18 protein-coding genes and 1 pseudogene are annotated in these 19,099 nt (G+C 67.0%); 13 read left to right on the top strand and 6 right to left on the bottom strand.

Annotated features, from left to right (window positions below):
• Positions 1-50 precede the first annotated feature (50 nt).
• From ACWEO7_RS25135 to ACWEO7_RS25165, 7 genes and pseudogenes are all read left to right on the top strand, one after another.
• Entirely contained in the window at positions 51-1,625 is a 1,575-nt protein-coding gene (locus ACWEO7_RS25135) for a flavin-containing monooxygenase (protein ID WP_452426596.1), read from the top strand.
• Positions 1,622-2,953 carry an NAD(P)/FAD-dependent oxidoreductase gene (locus ACWEO7_RS25140; protein ID WP_452426597.1) on the top strand — a complete coding sequence of 444 codons (1,332 nt, stop codon included), beginning with the start codon at positions 1,622-1,624 and terminating at the stop codon, positions 2,951-2,953. The genes ACWEO7_RS25135 and ACWEO7_RS25140 overlap by 4 nt, the downstream gene beginning before the upstream one ends.
• 7 nt (positions 2,954-2,960) lie before the next feature.
• Positions 2,961-4,208: an oxygenase MpaB family protein gene (locus tag ACWEO7_RS25145; protein WP_452426599.1), complete on the top strand. Its 1,248-nt coding sequence runs from the start codon at positions 2,961-2,963 to the stop codon at positions 4,206-4,208.
• A 17-nt stretch (positions 4,209-4,225) separates the two neighbouring features.
• Complete coding sequence (locus tag ACWEO7_RS25150) at positions 4,226-5,365, top strand: polyprenyl synthetase family protein (protein ID WP_452426601.1); 1,140 nt, start codon at positions 4,226-4,228, stop codon at positions 5,363-5,365.
• A gap of 23 nt (positions 5,366-5,388) precedes the next feature.
• The gene (locus ACWEO7_RS25155; protein ID WP_452426602.1) at positions 5,389-6,501 is read left to right on the top strand and encodes a terpene synthase family protein; all 1,113 of its coding nucleotides are present in this window, start codon (positions 5,389-5,391) and stop codon (positions 6,499-6,501) included.
• Positions 6,501-7,469, top strand: coding sequence for a 4-hydroxy-3-methylbut-2-enyl diphosphate reductase (gene ispH, locus ACWEO7_RS25160; protein WP_452426604.1), 969 nt, complete (start codon positions 6,501-6,503; stop codon positions 7,467-7,469). The genes ACWEO7_RS25155 and ispH overlap by 1 nt, the downstream gene beginning before the upstream one ends.
• Positions 7,466-9,061, top strand: a pseudogene (locus ACWEO7_RS25165) (1-deoxy-D-xylulose-5-phosphate synthase); the annotation flags it as partial. The gene ispH and the pseudogene ACWEO7_RS25165, both read left to right, overlap by 4 nt.
• Before the next feature lie 9 nt (positions 9,062-9,070).
• Here ACWEO7_RS25165 and ACWEO7_RS25170 read toward each other — a convergent pair.
• Together ACWEO7_RS25170 and ACWEO7_RS25175 are read right to left on the bottom strand one after the other, a co-directional pair.
• Positions 9,071-10,069 carry an IS481 family transposase gene (locus ACWEO7_RS25170; protein WP_452426606.1) on the bottom strand — a complete coding sequence of 333 codons (999 nt, stop codon included), beginning with the start codon at positions 10,067-10,069 and terminating at the stop codon, positions 9,071-9,073.
• Between the two features lie 117 nt (positions 10,070-10,186).
• A complete protein-coding gene (locus ACWEO7_RS25175) occupies positions 10,187-10,324 on the bottom strand; it encodes a hypothetical protein (protein ID WP_452426608.1) in 138 nt (45 codons plus the stop codon).
• Positions 10,325-10,431: 107 nt separating this feature from the next.
• On the opposite strand from ACWEO7_RS25175, the gene ispG reads away from it, so the two are divergent.
• Positions 10,432-11,604: a flavodoxin-dependent (E)-4-hydroxy-3-methylbut-2-enyl-diphosphate synthase gene (gene ispG / locus ACWEO7_RS25180; RefSeq protein ID WP_452426609.1), complete on the top strand. Its 1,173-nt coding sequence runs from the start codon at positions 10,432-10,434 to the stop codon at positions 11,602-11,604.
• A 127-nt stretch (positions 11,605-11,731) separates the two neighbouring features.
• Here the strand turns inward: ispG and ACWEO7_RS25185 are convergent, their stop codons facing one another.
• Together ACWEO7_RS25185 and ACWEO7_RS25190 are read right to left on the bottom strand one after the other, a co-directional pair.
• Positions 11,732-12,100, bottom strand: a complete 369-nt coding sequence (locus tag ACWEO7_RS25185) for a DUF6374 family protein (RefSeq protein ID WP_452426611.1) — start codon at positions 12,098-12,100, stop codon at positions 11,732-11,734.
• Between the two features lie 95 nt (positions 12,101-12,195).
• Positions 12,196-12,582, bottom strand: a complete 387-nt coding sequence (locus ACWEO7_RS25190; RefSeq protein ID WP_452426613.1) for a hypothetical protein — start codon at positions 12,580-12,582, stop codon at positions 12,196-12,198.
• Positions 12,583-12,799: 217 nt separating this feature from the next.
• On the opposite strand from ACWEO7_RS25190, the gene ACWEO7_RS25195 reads away from it, so the two are divergent.
• Positions 12,800-13,309: an ATP-dependent DNA ligase gene (locus ACWEO7_RS25195; protein WP_452426615.1), complete on the top strand. Its 510-nt coding sequence runs from the start codon at positions 12,800-12,802 to the stop codon at positions 13,307-13,309.
• On the top strand, positions 13,310-13,786 hold the full coding sequence (locus ACWEO7_RS25200) for an ATP dependent DNA ligase (RefSeq protein ID WP_452426617.1): 477 nt from the start codon (positions 13,310-13,312) through the stop codon (positions 13,784-13,786). It begins immediately after the preceding gene.
• Between the two features lie 42 nt (positions 13,787-13,828).
• Here the strand turns inward: ACWEO7_RS25200 and ACWEO7_RS25205 are convergent, their stop codons facing one another.
• Together ACWEO7_RS25205 and ACWEO7_RS25210 are read right to left on the bottom strand one after the other, a co-directional pair.
• Complete coding sequence (locus ACWEO7_RS25205; protein ID WP_452426619.1) at positions 13,829-14,563, bottom strand: hypothetical protein; 735 nt, start codon at positions 14,561-14,563, stop codon at positions 13,829-13,831.
• Between the two features lie 76 nt (positions 14,564-14,639).
• Entirely contained in the window at positions 14,640-15,536 is an 897-nt protein-coding gene (locus tag ACWEO7_RS25210) for a deazapurine DNA modification protein DpdA family protein (RefSeq protein WP_452426621.1), read from the bottom strand.
• Between the two features lie 248 nt (positions 15,537-15,784).
• Between ACWEO7_RS25210 and ACWEO7_RS25215 the strand changes: the two genes are divergently transcribed.
• From ACWEO7_RS25215 to ACWEO7_RS25225, 3 genes are all read left to right on the top strand, one after another.
• A complete protein-coding gene (locus tag ACWEO7_RS25215; RefSeq protein ID WP_452426623.1) occupies positions 15,785-16,165 on the top strand; it encodes a histone-like nucleoid-structuring protein Lsr2 in 381 nt (126 codons plus the stop codon).
• Between the two features lie 993 nt (positions 16,166-17,158).
• Positions 17,159-17,896 carry a hypothetical protein gene (locus ACWEO7_RS25220; protein WP_452426625.1) on the top strand — a complete coding sequence of 246 codons (738 nt, stop codon included), beginning with the start codon at positions 17,159-17,161 and terminating at the stop codon, positions 17,894-17,896.
• 348 nt (positions 17,897-18,244) lie between these two features.
• Positions 18,245-18,484 carry a Scr1 family TA system antitoxin-like transcriptional regulator gene (locus ACWEO7_RS25225; RefSeq protein WP_452426627.1) on the top strand — a complete coding sequence of 80 codons (240 nt, stop codon included), beginning with the start codon at positions 18,245-18,247 and terminating at the stop codon, positions 18,482-18,484.
• Positions 18,485-19,099: the final 615 nt, after the last annotated feature.

Genomic DNA, 19,099 nt, shown 5'->3' on the forward strand with positions numbered 1-19,099 from the left:
GCTGGCCCGCAAAGCCGGTGCCCGCAGCCATCACACAGAAAGACCAGCGTATGACCACCGACATCGCTGACTCGGCGTCCGCCCACACATCACCATCACGTCCTGCCGAGACACCGCCCGGGACGCAGGTGATCGTGGTGGGTGCGGGATTCGGCGGCTTGGGAGTCGCACAGCAACTGAAGCAGGCCGGGCTGGACTTCCTGGTTCTTGAGGAGAACCCTCAGGTCGGCGGTGTGTGGTGGGACAACCGCTACCCGGGAGCCAACTGCGACGTCCCAAGCCACCTCTACTCCTACGACTTCGACCCCTGGCGCGACCCGGCAATCCGATACCCTGACCAGCAGGCGATTCTGGATTACCTGCGTGGAATCGCCGACCGGCATGGTCTGCGCCCGCACCTGCGTCTGGACACCGCCGTCGCGGCCGCAACCTACTGCGACGACGACGGACGATGGACGATCACCACCCGCCGCGGCGACACCTACCGCGCCGATCACATCGTCTGGGCGGTCGGACAACTCCACCGGCCATACATCCCAGACATTGCTGGCCGAGCCGAGTTCGGCGGTACAGCGTTCCATTCCGCCCGGTGGGATCACAGCGTCGATTGGGCCGGGCGGGACGTGGCGGTGATCGGCACCGGCTCGAGCGGCGCGCAGATCGTGCCCGAACTGGCGCGCACCGCCGCGCGGGTGACGGTGTACCAGCGCACGCCGGCGTGGATCCTACCCAAGCCCGACCAGCGGTTCGGTCCGGTCACCCGATGGATCCTCGGGCATGTGCCCGGGGCGCACCAGCTGTATCGGGCGGGTTTGTACCACGGGGCCGATCTCGTGCTCGCGCCGATCATGCGTGGTGGATGGTCGGCGCGGCCTGCGGCGTGGGTCGCTCGTGCTCATCTGCGTCGCCAGGTTCCTGATCCGGTACTGCGGTCGAAGCTGGCCCCGCCGTATCGGATCGGTGAGAAGAGAATTCTGCTGGACAACGGGTTCTATCCGGCGCTGATGCAGCCTCATGTCGAGCTGGTCACCGACCCGATAGAGCGGTTTACCGCCGATGGCATCCGCACGGTGGATGGCATTGACCGACATGCCGATGTCATTGTCTTCGCCACTGGGTTCCGGGCACCGGAGTTGTTGGGCGGGATTGAGATCCGGGGCCGTGGTGGTGTGAACCTGCACGACCGGTGGGCTCGTGCCGGGCGTCCGGACGCGTTACTCGGGCTGGCCGTGCCCGGATTCCCGAACATGTACATGATCGCCGGACCGAACTCGTTCACTCCGGCGAACAGCAACCCGGCGATCAAAGCACTCCAAACCGACTACATCGTGCGCTGTCTGGAGCTCAGCGCCCGGCTCGGCGCCCCGATCGAGGTCACCTCAGCGGCGATGGCGGAGTTCGCGGGCTGGCTCGACGGCGCGATAGCCGACACCGTGTGGCCCGCCGCCGGTGTGCCCACGTGGTTCAAACGCATCGACGGTGAGGTCACCAATCCGTGGCCGGGAACGGTCGCGCAGTTCGGCCGGATGGTGCGCCGGGATCCGGCGACGGCCTTCGTGGCGGTGCCCCCGCCGCACCGGACACTGCTGACCCAGTCTGCACGCGAAGGGAAGCAGTCGGCATGAGCACCATTCGCGCGCGGTGCACAACGGCAGTCGTCGCCGGTGGAGGCCTGGCCGGGCTGCTGGCGGCGTGGGTGTTACGTGACGCCGCCGACGAGGTCGTGGTGATCGAAAGCGATCGGTACCCGCTCACACCCGGGTTCCGGCCGGGGACACCGCAATCCAATCATGCTCATCTGCTGCTGGAGGCCGGCCATCGAGCGCTGGAGGAAATGCTGCCCGGCATCGTGGCCGACCTGCTCAGCGCTGGCGCTGTGCGTGTTGTCATGGGCAGGGATCTGCGGTGGCTGAGCTCGGCGGGGTGGATGGCACCGCACCACAGCCCGGTCGCGTTTCTTTCATTGACCCGTAGCCTGCTCGACCACCGGGTGCGAGCGCGGGTACTCGGCGATAGCAAGGTGCAGGTGATCGAGGGCACCAAAGTCATCGGACTGCTCGGCGACAACCACGCGGTGACCGGCGTGCGGATCCGCCAGCGCGGACAGACCGTCACCGAAGACCTCCCCGCGCAGCTGGTCATTGATGCCACAGGACGCAACAGTGCAGCCGCCACCTGGCTCGCGCAGCTGGGGTGCGCGCCGCTGCCGGAGATCCGAGTCGATGCCGGATGCGCCTACAGCAGCCGGTTGATCGAGCTCCCCTCTGATGTCACCGCAACCCTCGGCGGCCGTGCCCTGTACTTGCAGACCTCTGCTGGCCAGCCGTGGACGGGGTCGCTGCTACCGGTCGAGCAGAACCGCTACATCGTGAGTCTGGGCGGGATGCACAGCGGTCGACCGCGCCAGGGCGAGGCCGGATTCGAAGAGCTGCTGGGCCGACTTCGTGACCCGATCTTGTGTGATGTCGTGAGCCAGGCCGAGTCCGCCAGCAGAGTGGAGTGGTTTCCGGCCGGTCCGAGTGTGCGGCGAGACATCCGGAAACTTCCGGCCGGGCTTGTCCTGCTCGGCGACCGGGCGGAGGTGGTCAATCCGGTCTATGGCCAGGGCATGACCTTGGCCATATTGGGTGCGCAAGCGCTCGACGCGGCGGTCGAGCGGCACGGCGGCATCGGTCACGAGACCGCGCGCGCGGCCTGCCGCGCCGTGCTTGCGGGCGGGCGGGACGCGTGGATGATGTCTACCGCCGAGGACGCGCGACTGCCGGAGACCATCGGCGCACCCCACGGGCCGCTGATCCGTACCCAGCACATTTTCATGTCCCGGGTGCTGCACCGCGCGACCCGCGATGCCCACACCGCGGCCACTTTCGCGCAGGTGATGTCGCTGACCGCCCCACCCGCGGCGCTGTTCCAGCCGAGAATCGCTGGCCCGGCCCTGCTCGGTGTCGAGTGAGGACGAGGTGAGGGCAACGGCACACCAGGAGAAAGTGTTCCCACGCAGCCTCCTACCGCCCGAGGCCCGGACGACCGCCGTCACCGCCGACCAACGTGTCGCCTACGCACGGCGATTCACCGCACTGGGTGATCCGCCCGCCGACGCGGTGGTCGAAATGTTCCGCCGGTACCCGCCCGGCGAGGGCCGGGCGATGTTCGAGCAGGCGCTGACCCAAGGCATCGACACCCTCGCCGACCCGCCGCCGGAGCTGAGGGCGTTCTTCCACGGAGCCGAAACTCCGTACTGGGCTGATTCCGCACAGCTCGACCTCGCGGCTCGGGTGATCGGACGCACCGGCGCGGTCGGGCTCGCCGCGCTGAGCATGGGGGCTTTGCTGGGCGGGTATCTCGCGCATCGTGTCACCAAACCCCTGGTTATCACCGGCGATTTGGAACGGATGGCGGCCCGCCGGACGGCGGAGACGACCTACTGGTTTGTTCAGGTGACGCGACCGGGCGGACTTGCGCCGTTCGCACCCGGGTGGACGGCCACACTGCGGGTGCGGTTGATGCATGCCCTGGTGCGTGCTGGCATGTCGCGGCGACCGGACTGGGATTGGGAGGCGTGGGATCGCCCCCTCAACCAGTCCCAGATGGCGGGCACGAACGCGCTATTCGCCGTGGCCATCCTGTCGGGGTCCGAAGCCCTCGGTCTGCGATTCACCGCCGGGGAGAAAGCCGCTGTCTACCACTACTGGCGAGTGGTCGGGCACCTGGTGGGCGTGGATCCAGAGATACTTCCGACCGACGAGCGTGATGCGGCGCGGCTGATGTCTGTGCAGGCTGTTTACGAGTTCGACGCCCCCGACCTGGACAGTCAACGGCTGGCGCGTGCGTTGCTGGAAGCGATCGGGCCGTTGACCGTCGGAAACGACGATGATCTGCCGCACCGCCTCGGCCGTGCCGCAGCCACCGCCATTCTGTGCGCTTACGCCCGCCGGATCCTGGGCGGCGAGAACGCCGACTTTCTCGACCTGCCCGACAACCACCTGATGCAACGCATCCTGGGCGGCGCCGCCACCGTCATTCGGGGTGCGGAGGTCTTGCGGTGCGTTCTGCCGGCCGCGACCCGCCTCAGCGAGATGTGCGGGCGCCGCAGCTGGGTCGCCGCCGGCCAGCGAATGATGCGACAGCACAACGGTGATTCGCGCTACCGCCGCCACGATCACCTCGCCGGACGCGCACAGCAAACGACCGCTCGGCCGAGCTCATGACGACCACGGAAGATCCCATGCCTCAGCACACCGCAACCCCGCACCTGCCTCTGGCGACGGCCGCGTCATCGACCGGCCGGGCCCTCACCCGATCGGTCGATGATCCGATCGCCCGCACGCCGGAAGGTCCGAGCAGGTCGGCACTGGTGGGCGGTGACCTTCTCGGTGAGGCGAGGACGGTGGTCGCTCCGGCTCTGCGTGCCGCGATCGGCGCGCTGCCGCCCGGGATCGGCCGGGTTGTGTCCTATCACTTCGGTTGGGCGGAATTGGACGGCAGTACCCGCGACGGCGAGGGCTCCTGGGGCAAGGGGGTGCGCTCGGCGTTGGTGCTGGCGTGCGCGGACGCGGTCGGTGGCCTGCGGGCCGCGGCGGTGCCCGCCGCGGTCGCGGTGGAGCTGATGCACAACGCCAGCCTGATCCACGATGATCTCATCGACGGCGACGCCCTGCGGCGGCACCGGCCCTCGGTGTGGGCCGCCTACTCTGCCTCTACCGCCATCCTCGCTGGTGACGCCCTGCTGGTCGCCGCCATCCGGGCCCTGCTCAGTTGTGCACCACATGCGGTTGCGGCCGTCGACAGGTTGACCGCCGACGGCCTGCAGCTGATCGAGGGCGAGCTGGTGGACACGTCGTTCGAGACCCGTCGCGACGTCGCGTTGGCCGAATGTCTGACGATGATGGACGACAAGACCGCTGCCCTGCTGCAATGTGCCTGCGCGCTGGGCGCCCGGCTCGGCGGCGCCACCGAGGATCGCATCCACGCACTCGGACGGTTCGGGCGACATCTCGGACTGGCGTTCCAGGCACGCGACGACCTGCTGGGTATTTCGGGATTGCGTGAGGTCACCGGCAAGCCTGCGCAGGCCGACCTGCGTCGGCGCAAGCAGAGCCTTCCCGTGGTGGTCGCGCTGAACACCGGCAGCCCGCAAGCCGTTGAACTCGCCGCCATCTACGCCGCAGCTCAGCCGCTCACCGAGGAGCAGGTTGCCCGAGCCGCCGAACTGATCGAGGCGAGCGGCGCCCTGGACTGGGTGCACGACTACGCGAACAAGCAGATCGCCTGCGCGCTCGACCATCTGGAACGAGCCGATCCCACCGCTCATGGCCGCGCCCAGCTCACCGCACTCGCGCGCCTGGTCGTCGACCGCACCGCCTGACACCCCGACGTTCGGAGGAACCCATGACCGCAACCCAGCCCTTCGACGTGGCCACGCCCAAACCCCCAGTGGCTGAACGGCAAGTCACGGTGTATTGCCCCTTCCCCCTGCGATCGCATCCGTGCGACATCCGAGCCATCGACGACCACGCGGTCGTGTGGTGCCTGGATCAGGGCCTCTGTGAACCTGCCAGCATCGCGACGCGGATGGGCTGCGCGGCCGGGATCGCCCCCGCGCTGCCGCACGCGCCCGACTCCACCATCCTTGCCGCGACGAAGTGGTTCCTATTCGGGTCGCTGCTGGATGACCATTGGGATGCCCACCCTCACCTCGAGCAGATCGTCGCGCACGCCGGCGTGCTCCAATCGGTGATGACCGACGGCCCGGACGTGCCGCTGCCGCCCGGTGATCGGTGGGCGGCGGCGCTGCGGGATCTGCGCGGCCAGCTCGAAAACGTGCTGACCGACACCGAAATCCTCTGGTTCCGTGTGGAATTCGCGACATGGCTGATCGGGCAGGAGCGCTACACAGCGTTACAACGACGACCGACACCGCCGAGCCTGGGCACGTACTTGAGGACTCGCTGGGCCAAATGCGGTGTCGGCACCCTGCTGCCGTTTACCCCGGCGACCATGGGCTGCCCACTGTCGCCCCGCGCGATCGACGACCCGCCGGTGCACGCGTTCGTCAAAGCGACGATGACGGCAACCATTCTGCTGAACGACCTGTACAGCATCGTCAAAGAGCGCAACGCCGGGACCGCCACCACGAATCTGATCACCGTCCTCACCCACCACAACGACCTCGAGCCCGCGGCCGCGGTGACAGAAACGTGGCGGCTCTACGAACGGACGGTGGCGCTGGCCTGGCATCTGCAGCAGCAGCTGCGCACCGACCCCCGTCCAGCCGTCGCCCGACTGGCCATCGACCTGCCCAACTGGATCCCCGCGGGCATCCACTGGGCCTCCTCCACCCCCCGCTACCACCACCACGCCACCAGCACGCCCACGAGTTCGCCTCCGGCGCAGGTGATTCTCTCCGCGACCCCGGCCCTGGTCGATCCCGACGACCTGACCCCGCCGCCGTTTCCGGAGATCGACGGTTGGTGGAAATACGCAACGGCCGGGAGGCGGTGATGAGCACGACCACCACTGTGCTGCTGGCCTCGCCCCGCAGCTACTGCGCGGGCGTCGAGCGGGCAATCGAAACCGTCGAGCGGGCCTTGGCGAATGCGCCCGGTCCGGTGTTCGTCCGCAAGCAGATCGTGCACAACCGGCACGTCGTCGACGCCCTCGCCGCGCGCGGCGCCATCTTCGTCGACGAACTCGACGACATTCCCGACCCTGTGCCGGACGACGCCACTGTGGTGTTTTCCGCGCACGGTGTGTCGCCCGTGGTGCGCGCCGAAGCCGACCGCCGCGGTTTGCGGGTTCTCGACGCGACGTGCCCGCTGGTCCGCAAGGTCCATCACGAGGCCGAGCGGTTCGCTCGCCGAGGCGATCGGATCGTCCTGATCGGCCATGCCGGGCACGAAGAGGCGGTCGGCACGCTCGGCGTGGCGCCGGACGCGACGGTGCTCGTGGAGACAGCCGAGGACGTGGCATCACTCGAACTCCCCGACGACACCCCGGTGGCGGTGCTGACGCAGACGACGCTCGCAGTGGACGAGACCACCGCGGTGATCGAGGCATTGCGCGCTCGCTACCCCGGGCTCAAAGAGCCGCCGTCCGAGGACATTTGCTACGCCACCACCAACCGGCAGAACGCCGTGCGCGCAGTCGTGGACGACGCGGATGTGCTGCTGGTCATCGGCTCCCGTAACTCGTCCAACTCCCAGCGCCTGGTCGAACTCGCCCGTCGCGCGGGCACCGCGGCCTACCTGATCGACGACGCCACGGACATCGACCAGGCCTGGCTTGAGCACGCCGACACCATCGGTGTGACCGCGGGCGCCTCCACCCCGCCCGAACTCGTCGGCCAGGTCATCGACGCGCTGCGCGCCCGCGGACCCGTGCACGTGGTCGAACGCGAAATCACCACCGAATCCATGCGGTTCGCGCCGCCGCGTCAGCTGCCGGGCCCCACGTCACAGAGGCAGTCATGACCCGCCCGGACGCCGCCCGGCCGGCGACGACGGCGGGTGTGCTGGCGTCCATCTCCGAACCCAACGACATCACCCGACTTGACGCAGCGCAGCTACGGGTACTGGCCGATGAGGTGCGCGCACACCTGATCCAGCAGGTCGCTGCCACCGGTGGGCACCTGGGCGCTTCGCTGGGCACGGTGGAGCTCACGATCGCCCTGCACCGGGTGTTCGACTCACCGCGCGACCCGATCATTTTCGACACCGGCCATCAGGCCTACACGCACAAAATCATCACCGGCCGCGCCGGGCAGTTCCACACCCTGCGCCGCAAGGGCGGCCTGTCCGGGTATCCCAGCCGGGCGGAGTCACGGCACGATTGGCTGGAATCGTCACATGCCTCGGTGAGTATCGCCCACGCGCACGGCCTGGCCCGCGGGTTTCATCTGCGTGGCGATCCCGGCCGCCGGGTGATCGCCGTGATCGGCGACGGCGCACTCACCGGCGGCGTCGCCTGGGAAGGCCTCAATAACCTCGGCGCCGACGCTGCGCCCGTGGTCGTCGTCGTCAACGACAACGCTCGCAGCTACGACGCCACAGTCGGCCAGATCGCGACCCATCTCGCGCAACTGCGCGACGGAACCACCCGAGGGGAAAACCTCTTTCAGCTCATGGGATTCGAGTACATGGGGCCCATCGACGGACACGATATCGAGGCCATCACCACCGCACTGACCCGCGCGCGCGAATCGACGCGGCCGATCGTGGTCCACGCCGTCACCGAGAAAGGCAAAGGGTACGAGCCGGCCGAGAACAACACGGCCGACCGGATGCACGCCTGCGGAGTGATCGACCCGGCCACCGGCCAACCGACCACACCACCGACACCGACATGGACCGATGTGTTCGGCGACGAGCTTGCCACGCTCGCCGACAGCAACCCGGCGATCGTCGCCGCCACGGCCGCGATGCGGCTGCCCACCGGCTTGGGCGCACTATCGGCCACCCACCCCCACCGTGTGATCGATTCCGGGATTGCCGAGCAGCACATGCTGGCGGCCGCCGCGGGCATGGCCAGCAGCGGCCTGCACCCCGTGGTCACGCTGTACTCCACATTCCTGCCGCGCGCGCTCGACCAAGCCCTCTACGACATCGGCCTGCACCAGGCGGCCGTCACCCTCGTCCTCGACCGCGCCGGAATCACCGGCCCCGACGGACCCAGCCATCACGGCCTATGGGACCTGGCGCTGCTCAGCAGCGTCCCCGGGATGCGGATCGCCTGCCCACGCGACCCCGCGTCCTTGCGAGCACTACTACGCGAAGCGATCGGCATCCACGGACCCACTGCCCTGCGCTTCCCGAAAGCCTCAGTCGGGCCGAATCTTTCGGCCGAAGCCCGGATGGATGGGCTCGACATCCTCTACCGCAGCCCCCACCTGCCACTCGACGTGCTGATCGTCGCGGTCGGGGCCATGGCCGCGCCGTGCCTGACCGCGGCCGCCGAACTCACCGAACAGGGAACCGGAGTCACCGTCGTCGATCCGCGATGGGTCACACCGCTCAACCCGGCGCTGTTCGGACTCGTCGCCCGCCACCGCGCCACCGTGACCGTTGAAGACGGCCTAGTTGTGATGTCCAGGGAGGTTGGTCAGCCGGGTGACCGGTGGCCGACCTCCGAGGGCGGAGTGGGCTCGGTGGTGATTGTAGAAGTGGAGCCATGCGGGCAGGGTTGTGTTGCGTTGTTCGGTGGATTCATACAGCCGGGCGTAAGCCCAGCCCTCGGCCATGGTGCGGTGGAAGCGTTCGATCTTTCCGTTGGTTTGTGGCCGGTAGGGGCGGGTGCGTTTGTGGGTGATGCCCAGTTCGGTGCAGGCATCGCGCCAGGCATGTGATTTGTAGGCCGAGCCGTTGTCCGACAGCACCCGTTCGGTGGCGACGCCGTGGTCGGCCAGCCATGCCACGGCCCGCTGCAGCACACCGATCGCGGTGGCGGCCTTCTCGTCGGAGTGGATCTCGGCGTAGGCGAGGCGGGAGTGGTCGTCGATGACGGTGTGCACGTATGCGGTGCCGATGGCGGGCCGGTAGTTGTTGCCGCGCTTGCCGGTTCGGTGGGCGGTGGCGCGGGCGTTGGACTTGCTGGCGCGGCGGTCGAGGAACTTGTGCCCGCCGCCGTCGGGGATGTTGGCGAACTTGGTGACGTCGACATGGATCAGCGACCCGGGATGGGGGTGTTCGTAGCGGCGCAGCGGTTCGCCGGTGACCCTGTCGATGCGCGACAAACGGTTGATCCGGCACCGGGTCAGCACCGCGTGCACGGTCGAGGCCGGCATCGCCAGCAGGCCGGCGATCTGGATCGGTCCGAGCCGGTGACGCCACCGAAGCCGCACGATCCGGCGTACCGCGTGTGGCGGGGTCTTGGCCGGGCTGGTCACCGGACGCGAGCTGCGGTCGGCCATCCCGGCAGGACCCTCGCCGCGGTAGCGGTCGGACCATTTCCTGGCGGTTCGCGGGGAGACCATGAACATTTTCGCTGCTGCGGTATAGCTCCAGCCGCGGTCGACGACGAGCTGGGCCAGTCGTAGACGAGCACGCGGGGTCAACGCTGCGTTAGCGTGGGACACGAAGGCCTCCGGATCGGTGAAGCGGTGAATTCGACAGCTCCACTTCACCGCCGGAGGCCTTCACCAGTCACACAGGCTCACCGTTCCAACCCGGTACAACCTCCCTGGACATCACACCTAGTCGACGGCGGCATCGGCGCCCGCCTCGTGCACGCCGTCACCGAGCGCTCTCCCCACTCCCCGGCCGCGATTCGAACCCTCGGCGTCCCCACCGGCTACCTCCCGCACGCCAGCCGCGCCGAGCTGCTGTCCCACTGCGGACTCATCAGCACGGGCATCGCCGCCGACTGCCGCACGCTACTGGCTACCCCGCCGGGCCCCGCGCCGGCGGCCGCACTGCCCGCCGTCACCTGGAGTGCGCCATGACCACGCATGCACCGGTCTATCTTCCCGCCCCCAACCCACCACCCGCGACGCTGCGGCCCCGCCGCAAAACCCGTCAACTTCAGGTCGGCCGCGTCGGGGTTGGCAGCGATCACCCGATCTCGGTGCAGTCCATGACCACGACCAAGACGCACGACGTGAACGCCACCCTGCAGCAGATCGCGGAACTCACCGCGTCGGGGTGCGACATCGTGCGGGTGGCCTGCCCCCGTCAGGAGGACGCCGACGCGCTGGCCACGATCGCCGCGAAATCCCAGATCCCGGTGATCGCCGACATCCACTTCCAGCCCCGCTACATCTTCGCCGCGATCGACGCCGGATGCGCCGCGGTACGGGTCAACCCCGGCAACATCAAGGAGTTCGACGGCCGGGTCAAGGAGGTCGCCAAGGCTGCGGGCGCGGCGGGCATCCCGATCCGCATCGGCGTGAACGCCGGTTCGCTGGACAAGCGGATGCTGGAGAAGTACGGCAAGGCCACCCCGGAGGCGCTGGTGGAGTCGGCGCTGTGGGAGGCGAGCCTGTTCGAGGAGCACGGGTTCGGCGACATCAAGATCTCGGTCAAGCACAACGACCCGGTGGTCATGGTGGAGGCATACCGTCAGCTGGCCGCGCAGTGCGATTACCCGCTGCACCTCGGCGTCACCGAGGCGGGCCCGGCGTTCCAGGGCACGATCAAGTCGGCGGTCGCCTTCGGCGCGCTGCTGTCGGAGGGTATCGGCGACACGATCCGCGTGTCGCTGTCCGCACCGCCCGCCGAAGAGGTCAAGGTCGGCGGGCAGATCCTGCAATCGCTGAACCTGCGCCCGCGCAAGCTGGAGATCGTGTCGTGCCCGTCCTGCGGGCGCGCCCAGGTCGACGTGTACACGCTGGCCAACGAGGTGACCGCGGGCCTGGAGGGCATGGCGGTGCCGCTGCGGGTGGCCGTGATGGGCTGTGTCGTGAACGGTCCCGGCGAGGCGCGCGAAGCCGATCTGGGGGTGGCCTCCGGCAACGGCAAGGGCCAGATCTTCGTCAAGGGTGAGGTCATCAAGACCGTCCCGGAGGCGCAGATCGTCGAGACGCTCATCGAAGAGGCGATGCGCATCGCCGAGGAGATGGGCGAGGACGCAGGCACCGGCGAACCGGTGCTACCACGGCAAGCCGCGAAATGAACAGCCCAAGCAGCACGTCGTTTGGATGCTTCACTGCCTACAGACGCCCGCGTCGTTGCCTCGTGGCGTCCCGCGCTCGCAGATGAACCAAACAGCGCCAAACGGCGATGCACCCTGCCAGCGGGAACTAGGGCTTGCCCGAGTCCTCACCCGCCGCCGAGAGCCTGAAGGCCCCCAGCGCAGCCAGGAGCTTGCCAGCCATGTTCTCCAGCTGTTCAGGAGAGATGGATTTGCCGAACGCCGCCGCGTCCAATAGCTGGCGCCGCACTTCCCCGATCTGCTTCTCAGCGAAGCCAAGAGGCGCTGTCTCCAACATGTCTGAACCGTACTCTAGATCGAACACGCTTTCGATACGCTGCTTCGATCGCTCCAGGTACTTCGCTTCACCGTACTTCGGCTCACTCGTCCTCGCGGCGTGGCGCGTCCATGTCGCCGCGGCGGCGTATTCGGCGACGCTCCTGCTCCACGCCCACATGCGGCGAGCCCCCTGCCTCATTCGTTGAACCAACGCAGCCCCGGAGGTCGGTCGACACCACGCGACGCCGAAAGCGAATCTGAAGCGCATAATTCGTCAGCGCTCCTCCCCCTGGGTTACAAAAACTGCTTCACAACGATGAGCTTGCCGCCGGTCTGCGCTGGATCCACCAGGGCCACCGAGATCCGTCCGTTGGGCTGTCCGGCCATGTCTTGCCAGATGGTCTGCATCGTCGCGGCCACGCGGCCATCCTCCGTGTGGGGTGTCGGTGAGCCGTCGGGTACCACAACAACAGTCAGTGGTGCGAGCAAGCCAATACCCAGTACTGATGGCACCGGGCTGTTGGCTACGGCGACTGTTTCGGCATGGGTGAGCCCCACGCCGGCAATCACACCCGGCGACTGCAACGGCACCGCTGCCGAGGCGGATCCAGCCGATATCGCCACGCCGATGCCAAGCCCGATCAGAGTCGATCCCAGTCCTGCTGCTGCGCGAATTCGCATAGCAAACTACCTCCCCATCCGGGCGGCCGACCGAGTTGATCGACACTGCGAACCCGTATGGAAAGCGAATCTAAAGCGAATAATCAGGCCGTGTCAACGTGTTCTCTCGTGCCGTCGCCGGGATCACGGCGGATCTGTTGTCATCTGCACGAGGTCCTGCAAGTGATGGCGGGGATGCTGAACCGGGCTCTAAGTCCATAAAATTCCTTCCATCTGCGTGAATGTCATTAGCTGTAGATACGCTGATGTGGTATCGATCCCGACACCGATGCTCGCCGTACCGGGGTCGCCGCCCGGCACCGAAGCGTGGACGGTGGAACTCAAATTCGATGGGATGCGGCTGATGTCGGTCTGCCGTGACGGGCACTGCCGCCTCTACAGCAGAGCCAGGCGCGAGGTCACCACCTCGTTTCCCGACATCGCCGAGCGTATTGCCACCTCACTGCACGGTCGCACCGCGACTTTGGACGGTGAACTGGTGGCAAGTGCCGCCGACGGTCGCCCGTCGTTCTCCAGACTGCAACGTCGGATCCACCTCACGAACCCGAGCCGACGTCAGATTCGGAACACGCCGCTCGAATTCGCCGTGTTCGATCTGCTGGCCTTAGATGCCGAACCGACCACCGTACTGCCTTACAAGATCCGCCGGGCGAGGCTTGAAGGCCTCGCGCTTGACAGCTGGGGCCTGCGTACTGTGCCCGTCTGGCCGGGAACGGAGGGTGATTGAGTGCTGGCCGCAGTCGCCGACGTAGGCCTCGAAGGCGTGGTCAGCAAGAAGAACAACTCTCCCTACCTGCCCGGCAGGTCACACGCGTGGGTGAAATCGGTGGTCCGCCGCGTCGGCGACGCCCTCATCCTGGGCTGGCTCCCGGGAACCGGTGCGCACTCGCGGTCGCTAGGTGCCCTGATCCTCGGCTGCAGGGACGAGTCGGGCCGCTTGGTGTACCTCGGTTGCGTCGGATCAGGTCTGAGCGGCCCGGCGCGGCACGTGCTACGCCAGGCCCTCGACCAGATCGCCGCTCCGATGCCCGAACTCATCGGGGCGATTCCGCGTGAGGTGGTGGCACGCGCCCGGTGGGCTGACGCCGTCTTGGTTGCCGACGTCTCCTATCGTGAGCTTTCCGCCGACCAGGTGCTGCGGCACCCCAGTTTCCGTGGCATCAAAGTCGATATCGCCATCGAAGACGTAGGCCTTCCTGACTGACCGGTGTCGCGGTCTGTCGCGGCGGGGCGCTCGAAGCGTTGATCAGAACTGGAGATATTCGCGCGATGCTCCCTGCGGTGTCAGCCGCTGATCCCCCGGATATAGACCCAGCCCTGGCAACCGTGCGTCGATCTCCTTCCGATCCAATGGCGGCGACACCGGCGCCAGGCTGACGCGGTCTTCCAGATCGACCCACTCGGCGTCGGGATCCAGCGAACGCACGCGCGCCACTCGACCGCCTTCGACATACACCACTCCACGCAGCCGCTTGCGACGATCTTCCGGGATATGGGAGCGCAGAGCCGCCAGCCGCCGGTCCATTTCCCACTCCGGGTCATCGGCACCGTCGAACTCCGCACGCAGTTTCTGCAACATGCGGGCCGAGCGGTAGACGATCTGCACGCTGTTCTCGCCCTGCGTCGCATCGGCCGGCGGTTGCAGGGCTTCGGGCAGATCCCAGTCCTGGAAAGCGGCGCGCGCCCACTCGTAGGGCGCGATCACCGCTTGGTCCTTCCACACCGTCACAGTGATGTGACGGCCTCGCTGCAGCTTCTCCCGCAGTTCCCGAAGCATGGGCCGGGCCGCTCGGGAGTTGATCGGCTCGTCTACCAACCTCTGGGGCACCTTCTTCTGTTGCTGGCCCACTGACCACACCCCATGCGACATCAGCACAGCGATCGGCTGGTCGAGGTAGGCGACCACGGTGACCTCATCGTCCCGATACGCCTTCCTCAGCTCTTCCGACAGGTGCTTACGCAGGTGCTCGTACTCGATCACTCGCATGCGCGAAACCTTACGCGGCTTACGCACATGCGGCAGTACGCCCGCTCGGCACGCCCGCCGAGTAGTCCGCTCACGCTGCACGACAGCGGCCATGGTCATCCTCCTTCGTGTTGATCACCGAGCTGACAATCCCCGACCCGGGCGACTCCCTGCCGAACAACGACAACTGCACCGCCCGTTCGAGAGGCTGGCGCGGCACCGAGTCGAGCACGCGAGCGCGCCATGCGAGTGCGTACCGTGGGCAATTTACGCATCGGCGATGTTCGCAACCCGGTAACGGCGGCGCGAACCTCGCCGCCATCGACCACGCCATCGAATCCGACGACGAAATCTGATCGCCGTATAACGCCAGCCCGCTGGACTTCACGCCGAAAGCGTGCAGCGCGATTCCGGGCACCGCGTCGACGATGTTGTGAATGATCTCCGCGACCTCCCGAGTGCCTTGGCGGCGGCACAACGAGCCGACACCGACGGTCGCTTCGGAGGTCAAATCGACGCCCGCGGACGCATACAGCGCGAGGCAGCGAATGTAGTCATCGACGGTCCAGCCCTGGATTACCGGAATGATGGGAATCTCTGGGGCGGCGGCTCGAATTTCGCAGAAGTTCTGCACGGTCCGGTGTTGATGCTCGCGCACGGTCAGGCCGGTGCCCGCGAACCGCACCCCGTGAAACGTCCCTCCGGCCAATACCGCGGGCTCACACATCCAATCGGCCGGAGCCGCGAACTCAAGCCGACCGATCTCCTCGTTGTAGAGACGGACACGGTCGGCGTACTCGTTCGGAGACGGGCCGCGATCCCAGGAACCGAAGCGCTGTAACTGTGTGAATGAACCGGAATCCAACGCCCACGGCGCAATCGCTTTCGGCAGGCGTCGACATCGCCGCAACGTTTGATGGGAAACGAATGCAGGCACGCCGAGTGATTCCAGCCAGATAGGCCGGTGGACACCGAGGAAGAACCGCACAGCACCTCTCTCATTTAGTAGATCTCAAGCGTGAACTCCACGCATTAGCCTGGGTGAGGCTATTTTATACAACTTACGCAACTTACGCAAATTGCATTGGTTGTGTTGTCCGGTGCCGAACATCGGATGTGCTGAAACCTGCTTGCTGACCGCCGCTATGACCGTCGGCGGCCTGGTCGACAAGCGGTGGATCGTCCCTATCCTGGCAATCGAAGTATTCATCAAGCAGACATGGGAGAGGACAATCCATGGCACGCAAGGTCAGAACGGTCGTCGACGTCATCGATGACTTCACCGGAAAGATCGACGCCGCTGCCGACACGGTCGATTTCAGCTACCGCGGCACCGCCTACCAGATCGAACTGGGTCCCGAAAGCGCAGCCCAGCTGGAGCAAGCGCTGGCGCCGTTCATCTCGGTGGCGCGCAAGGTCAAGAAGACCTCGAAGACGCATGGCGCGAAATCTACGGCGGCGCAGTCGGATGAGCGGAAGCGAATCCGGAAGTGGGCCCGCGAAAACGGACACAATGTGGCGCCGGTCGGCCGCATCGACCGCGACGTGATCGCCGCGTACCACCGCGCCCACTCCACGCCGGCAGAGCAGACGATCGCGGCGCGAGAAGTGTCGTGAGGAGATGGGCGAGGGGCTGGATTACCCCCTGGATTACCCTCTGGATTAGCGCAGGGGTTGGGTCCAGGGGGTAATCCAGGGGCTAGTCCAGGGGATAATCCAGTAGATAATCCAGGGGCTAATCCAGCCCCAAAACACTGGTTTAGCTGCGGATTTCCGCCTTGCCCCCGTCCTTTTCGTTCGCAGGCTCACGATTTCAAGACCACCCCCGCTCTGCGTTCCTTGACCGAGGGTGGTCTTGAAAACCAAGGACGGGGGCAAGGCGGAAATCCAAACTGAGAGTTGAGGAGGGGGCAGGAGAAAGGGAAAAGACATGTGTGTGCCGTCCACTACGCGCGGTGGGGGAGGGCGGAAGGGCGTACCCTCCCCCACCGCGCTCCGTGGACGGCACACACACATTCACCTCCCCCTGCCCCCTCCTCAAGGAGGGGGTTCCACCCCCTGCCCCCTCGAGGGGGTTCCCCTCCCCCTCGGCCCGCGCCCCCTCCCCGGAGGGGGCTGGCCGTGCGCCGCCTGCGGCGGCCCGATCCCACATCCGTGTGACCGCGCTCGGTGGTGGGGGAGGGCGAACAGCGTACCCTCCCCCACCACCTCGTAGGAGCGCCGCAGGCGGCGCGCTGCGCTGGCCCCGCTCCGCGGTGTTTGTGTCCTCGCAGAGCGAGGACACGCGCCCGATTGGCGCTCGCGCCTCGGCGCGAGCCGGGCCTGGGTCAGGCGACACTCGGGAGGTGGTTCGCACTCAAGATCCCGGCTCGCTCCCACCTGCAAGACCAATTCGAGGCCAATTCCGAGCAGGGGGCTGCTCTGTTGCAGCGGGCCGTCATCGAGCGTCGATATCATGCAGGGAGGTGCGGAGATGAAGGTGGGAAGACACATTACGAATGACTCCATGAATTGGGCTGCGACGCAGTCCGTACCGATGTCACGATCGCTGCGGGAACCGGCTCGCACGGCGCGGATGGGAGCGGTAGGGCCGTGGTGAAACTGCCAACTGTGAACCGGTCGACGGTGCAACGGCGGACCGTCACCATCACCGATCGTGATGCCGCAGTTCTCAAATGGCTCGCAGAGGTGCAGATCGCCAGCACCGATACTATGCATAATGCCTACGCGCACTTCGGCGATGCACCGATGACTAAGAAGCGGTGTTCCGCGCGTCTGATGGATCTCGTCAACCATGGACACCTTGGAGTTGCGGGACTCCGGCGAGGAAACAACCGCCGCGTGTACTGGCCTGCCCATCAGCCCTATCCGGTCGCGCGCCGCGAGCTCGCCCACGACCTGATCATCGCGGACATGTCGATAAAGCTGCTCAAAGCAGGAGGCGAAGAATTCCTGCACTACAACCGGAATCTTCCGGCCGCCATGGCGTCGCAGCCCCGCCAGTGGACTCGGGATGCCCCGATCGACAAGAAATCTCACCTCGGAGATGGGATGCTGTGGTTGCCCAACGACACCAGCGTGATCGTCGAGATCGAACTGACCAACAAATCTCCGCAGAAGCTGGCCAGAGTTCTCGACTCGCACGCCAGTAGGATTGCGTCCGCTGACGAGCCCGCAGCACATGTTCTCTACCTCACCACGTACCGCGTGGGGCAAGTCGTCGCAGCAGCCTGGGCCAAGCACGGTCACGCCGCCGATCACCCTGATCGGATGCAAGTCATCCACGTCATCGACGACACCACCTTGGACTCGATCGACAACGCCCGGACAATCCCTATTCCGTCCTGAGAGCCTAATCGCACGCTGTTCCGGCCACCCCGAGGCGGAATCGTTCGCGGGCGCGCCTACCGAATCTGCCTCTATTCGGCAAACACTGGCACCGATCCTGCCATGCCGAACCGGTCGCCCCCAGTCTGCGCGCTGCTCGCGACAACCTCGACGCTCGGACCGCCGCAGTCCAGCGATGTGCCCGCGCGCTCACCCGGCAACACAAATCCGAAGCGCGGCGCATGGACCTGTGCGGGTATGCGACAGTCCCCTGTGCCCGACGCGCTGCGCACCAAAGAAGACCGACAAACCGACGTCCCGGCAGATAGCGCTCTCGCCGATCCGTCCTTGACCGCGGACCGGCGCTGAATCCTCGACTCTGCCTATCGCCGGGTTGAGATCCAGCTCTGTGAAACCGCTTGGAACAACGTCATCGGCGGTCCAGTTGTCACGGCCGACCAACTTGCTCGGATTGTCGAACCTGCTTGGCTGCCACACGTCGATATCGGAATCTTCCCCCCGCATCGAACCAAATGTCATTCGCCCAGCCACGTTCGTGGTCTTCGAACGATCGGACGGCCGAGCTGCCAGACGAAATCAGCACCATGAGGCTGTCGACATGATCCCCGCCGAGCGAGACCACCGCCACGCGCAACACTGAGGCATCCGGAGAAACGGGCCAGCTCCGGGTTCGTGCCTGTCGGTCAGCCGGCTCACCTGTCGTCGTTGCCCTGGGAGGATTTGAGCTGCCGCGGCACCAAGCCCTGCCGCACTGCCGTAGCTCCCGCGCACTACCTTCCAGCCGCATTGCGTCGGAGGTGCACGCGTTCAGCACCGCACCGCCGGGTGGGGTGGTTGGTCGCTGAGGATCGCGGCCTGGCGGCCGCGCGGTGGCGCGGGCAAGGCGGTGTCGGCACGTCCCTCCGGCGGGGCCTGCGCCGATGCTGGCACACCAGAACCCGGGCCGCCAGGGTCGTTCGTCCGCTCCTCGCTGCGCTGCGGTGCGGGCGCTCCACCCTGGCACCCCGGAACCTGGCGCGCCGGACGCATCGCAGGCCCCACCGAAGGAACGCACCGACACCGCACACCACTGTGTTGTTCGCCCGCGCCGCCGAAACCCCTCGCGGCCGCCGGCCGCGCGCACCCCGAGGGGTGCGGTCCGCGGCCCGGGGCCGCGCGCTCCCTGCGGTCGCGTGCGGGCGCTGCCGCCCCGCACCCCGGCCC

The organism is Nocardia sp. NPDC004260, from assembly GCF_053603155.1.

Bases quoted from the DNA above. Each gene is read 5' to 3' on its own strand.
- ACWEO7_RS25135 (WP_452426596.1), top strand. From the start codon at position 51: ATGACCACCGACATCGCTGACTCGGCGTCCGCCCACACATCACCATCA.
- ACWEO7_RS25140 (WP_452426597.1), top strand. From the start codon at position 1,622: ATGAGCACCATTCGCGCGCGGTGCACAACGGCAGTCGTCGCCGGTGGA.
- ACWEO7_RS25150 (WP_452426601.1), top strand. From the start codon at position 4,226: ATGCCTCAGCACACCGCAACCCCGCACCTGCCTCTGGCGACGGCCGCG.
- ACWEO7_RS25155 (WP_452426602.1), top strand. From the start codon at position 5,389: ATGACCGCAACCCAGCCCTTCGACGTGGCCACGCCCAAACCCCCAGTG.
- ispH (WP_452426604.1), top strand. From the start codon at position 6,501: ATGAGCACGACCACCACTGTGCTGCTGGCCTCGCCCCGCAGCTACTGC.
- ispG (WP_452426609.1), top strand. From the start codon at position 10,432: ATGACCACGCATGCACCGGTCTATCTTCCCGCCCCCAACCCACCACCC.
- ACWEO7_RS25185 (WP_452426611.1), bottom strand. From the start codon at position 12,100: ATGAGGCAGGGGGCTCGCCGCATGTGGGCGTGGAGCAGGAGCGTCGCC.
- ACWEO7_RS25190 (WP_452426613.1), bottom strand. From the start codon at position 12,582: ATGCGAATTCGCGCAGCAGCAGGACTGGGATCGACTCTGATCGGGCTT.
- ACWEO7_RS25215 (WP_452426623.1), top strand. From the start codon at position 15,785: ATGGCACGCAAGGTCAGAACGGTCGTCGACGTCATCGATGACTTCACC.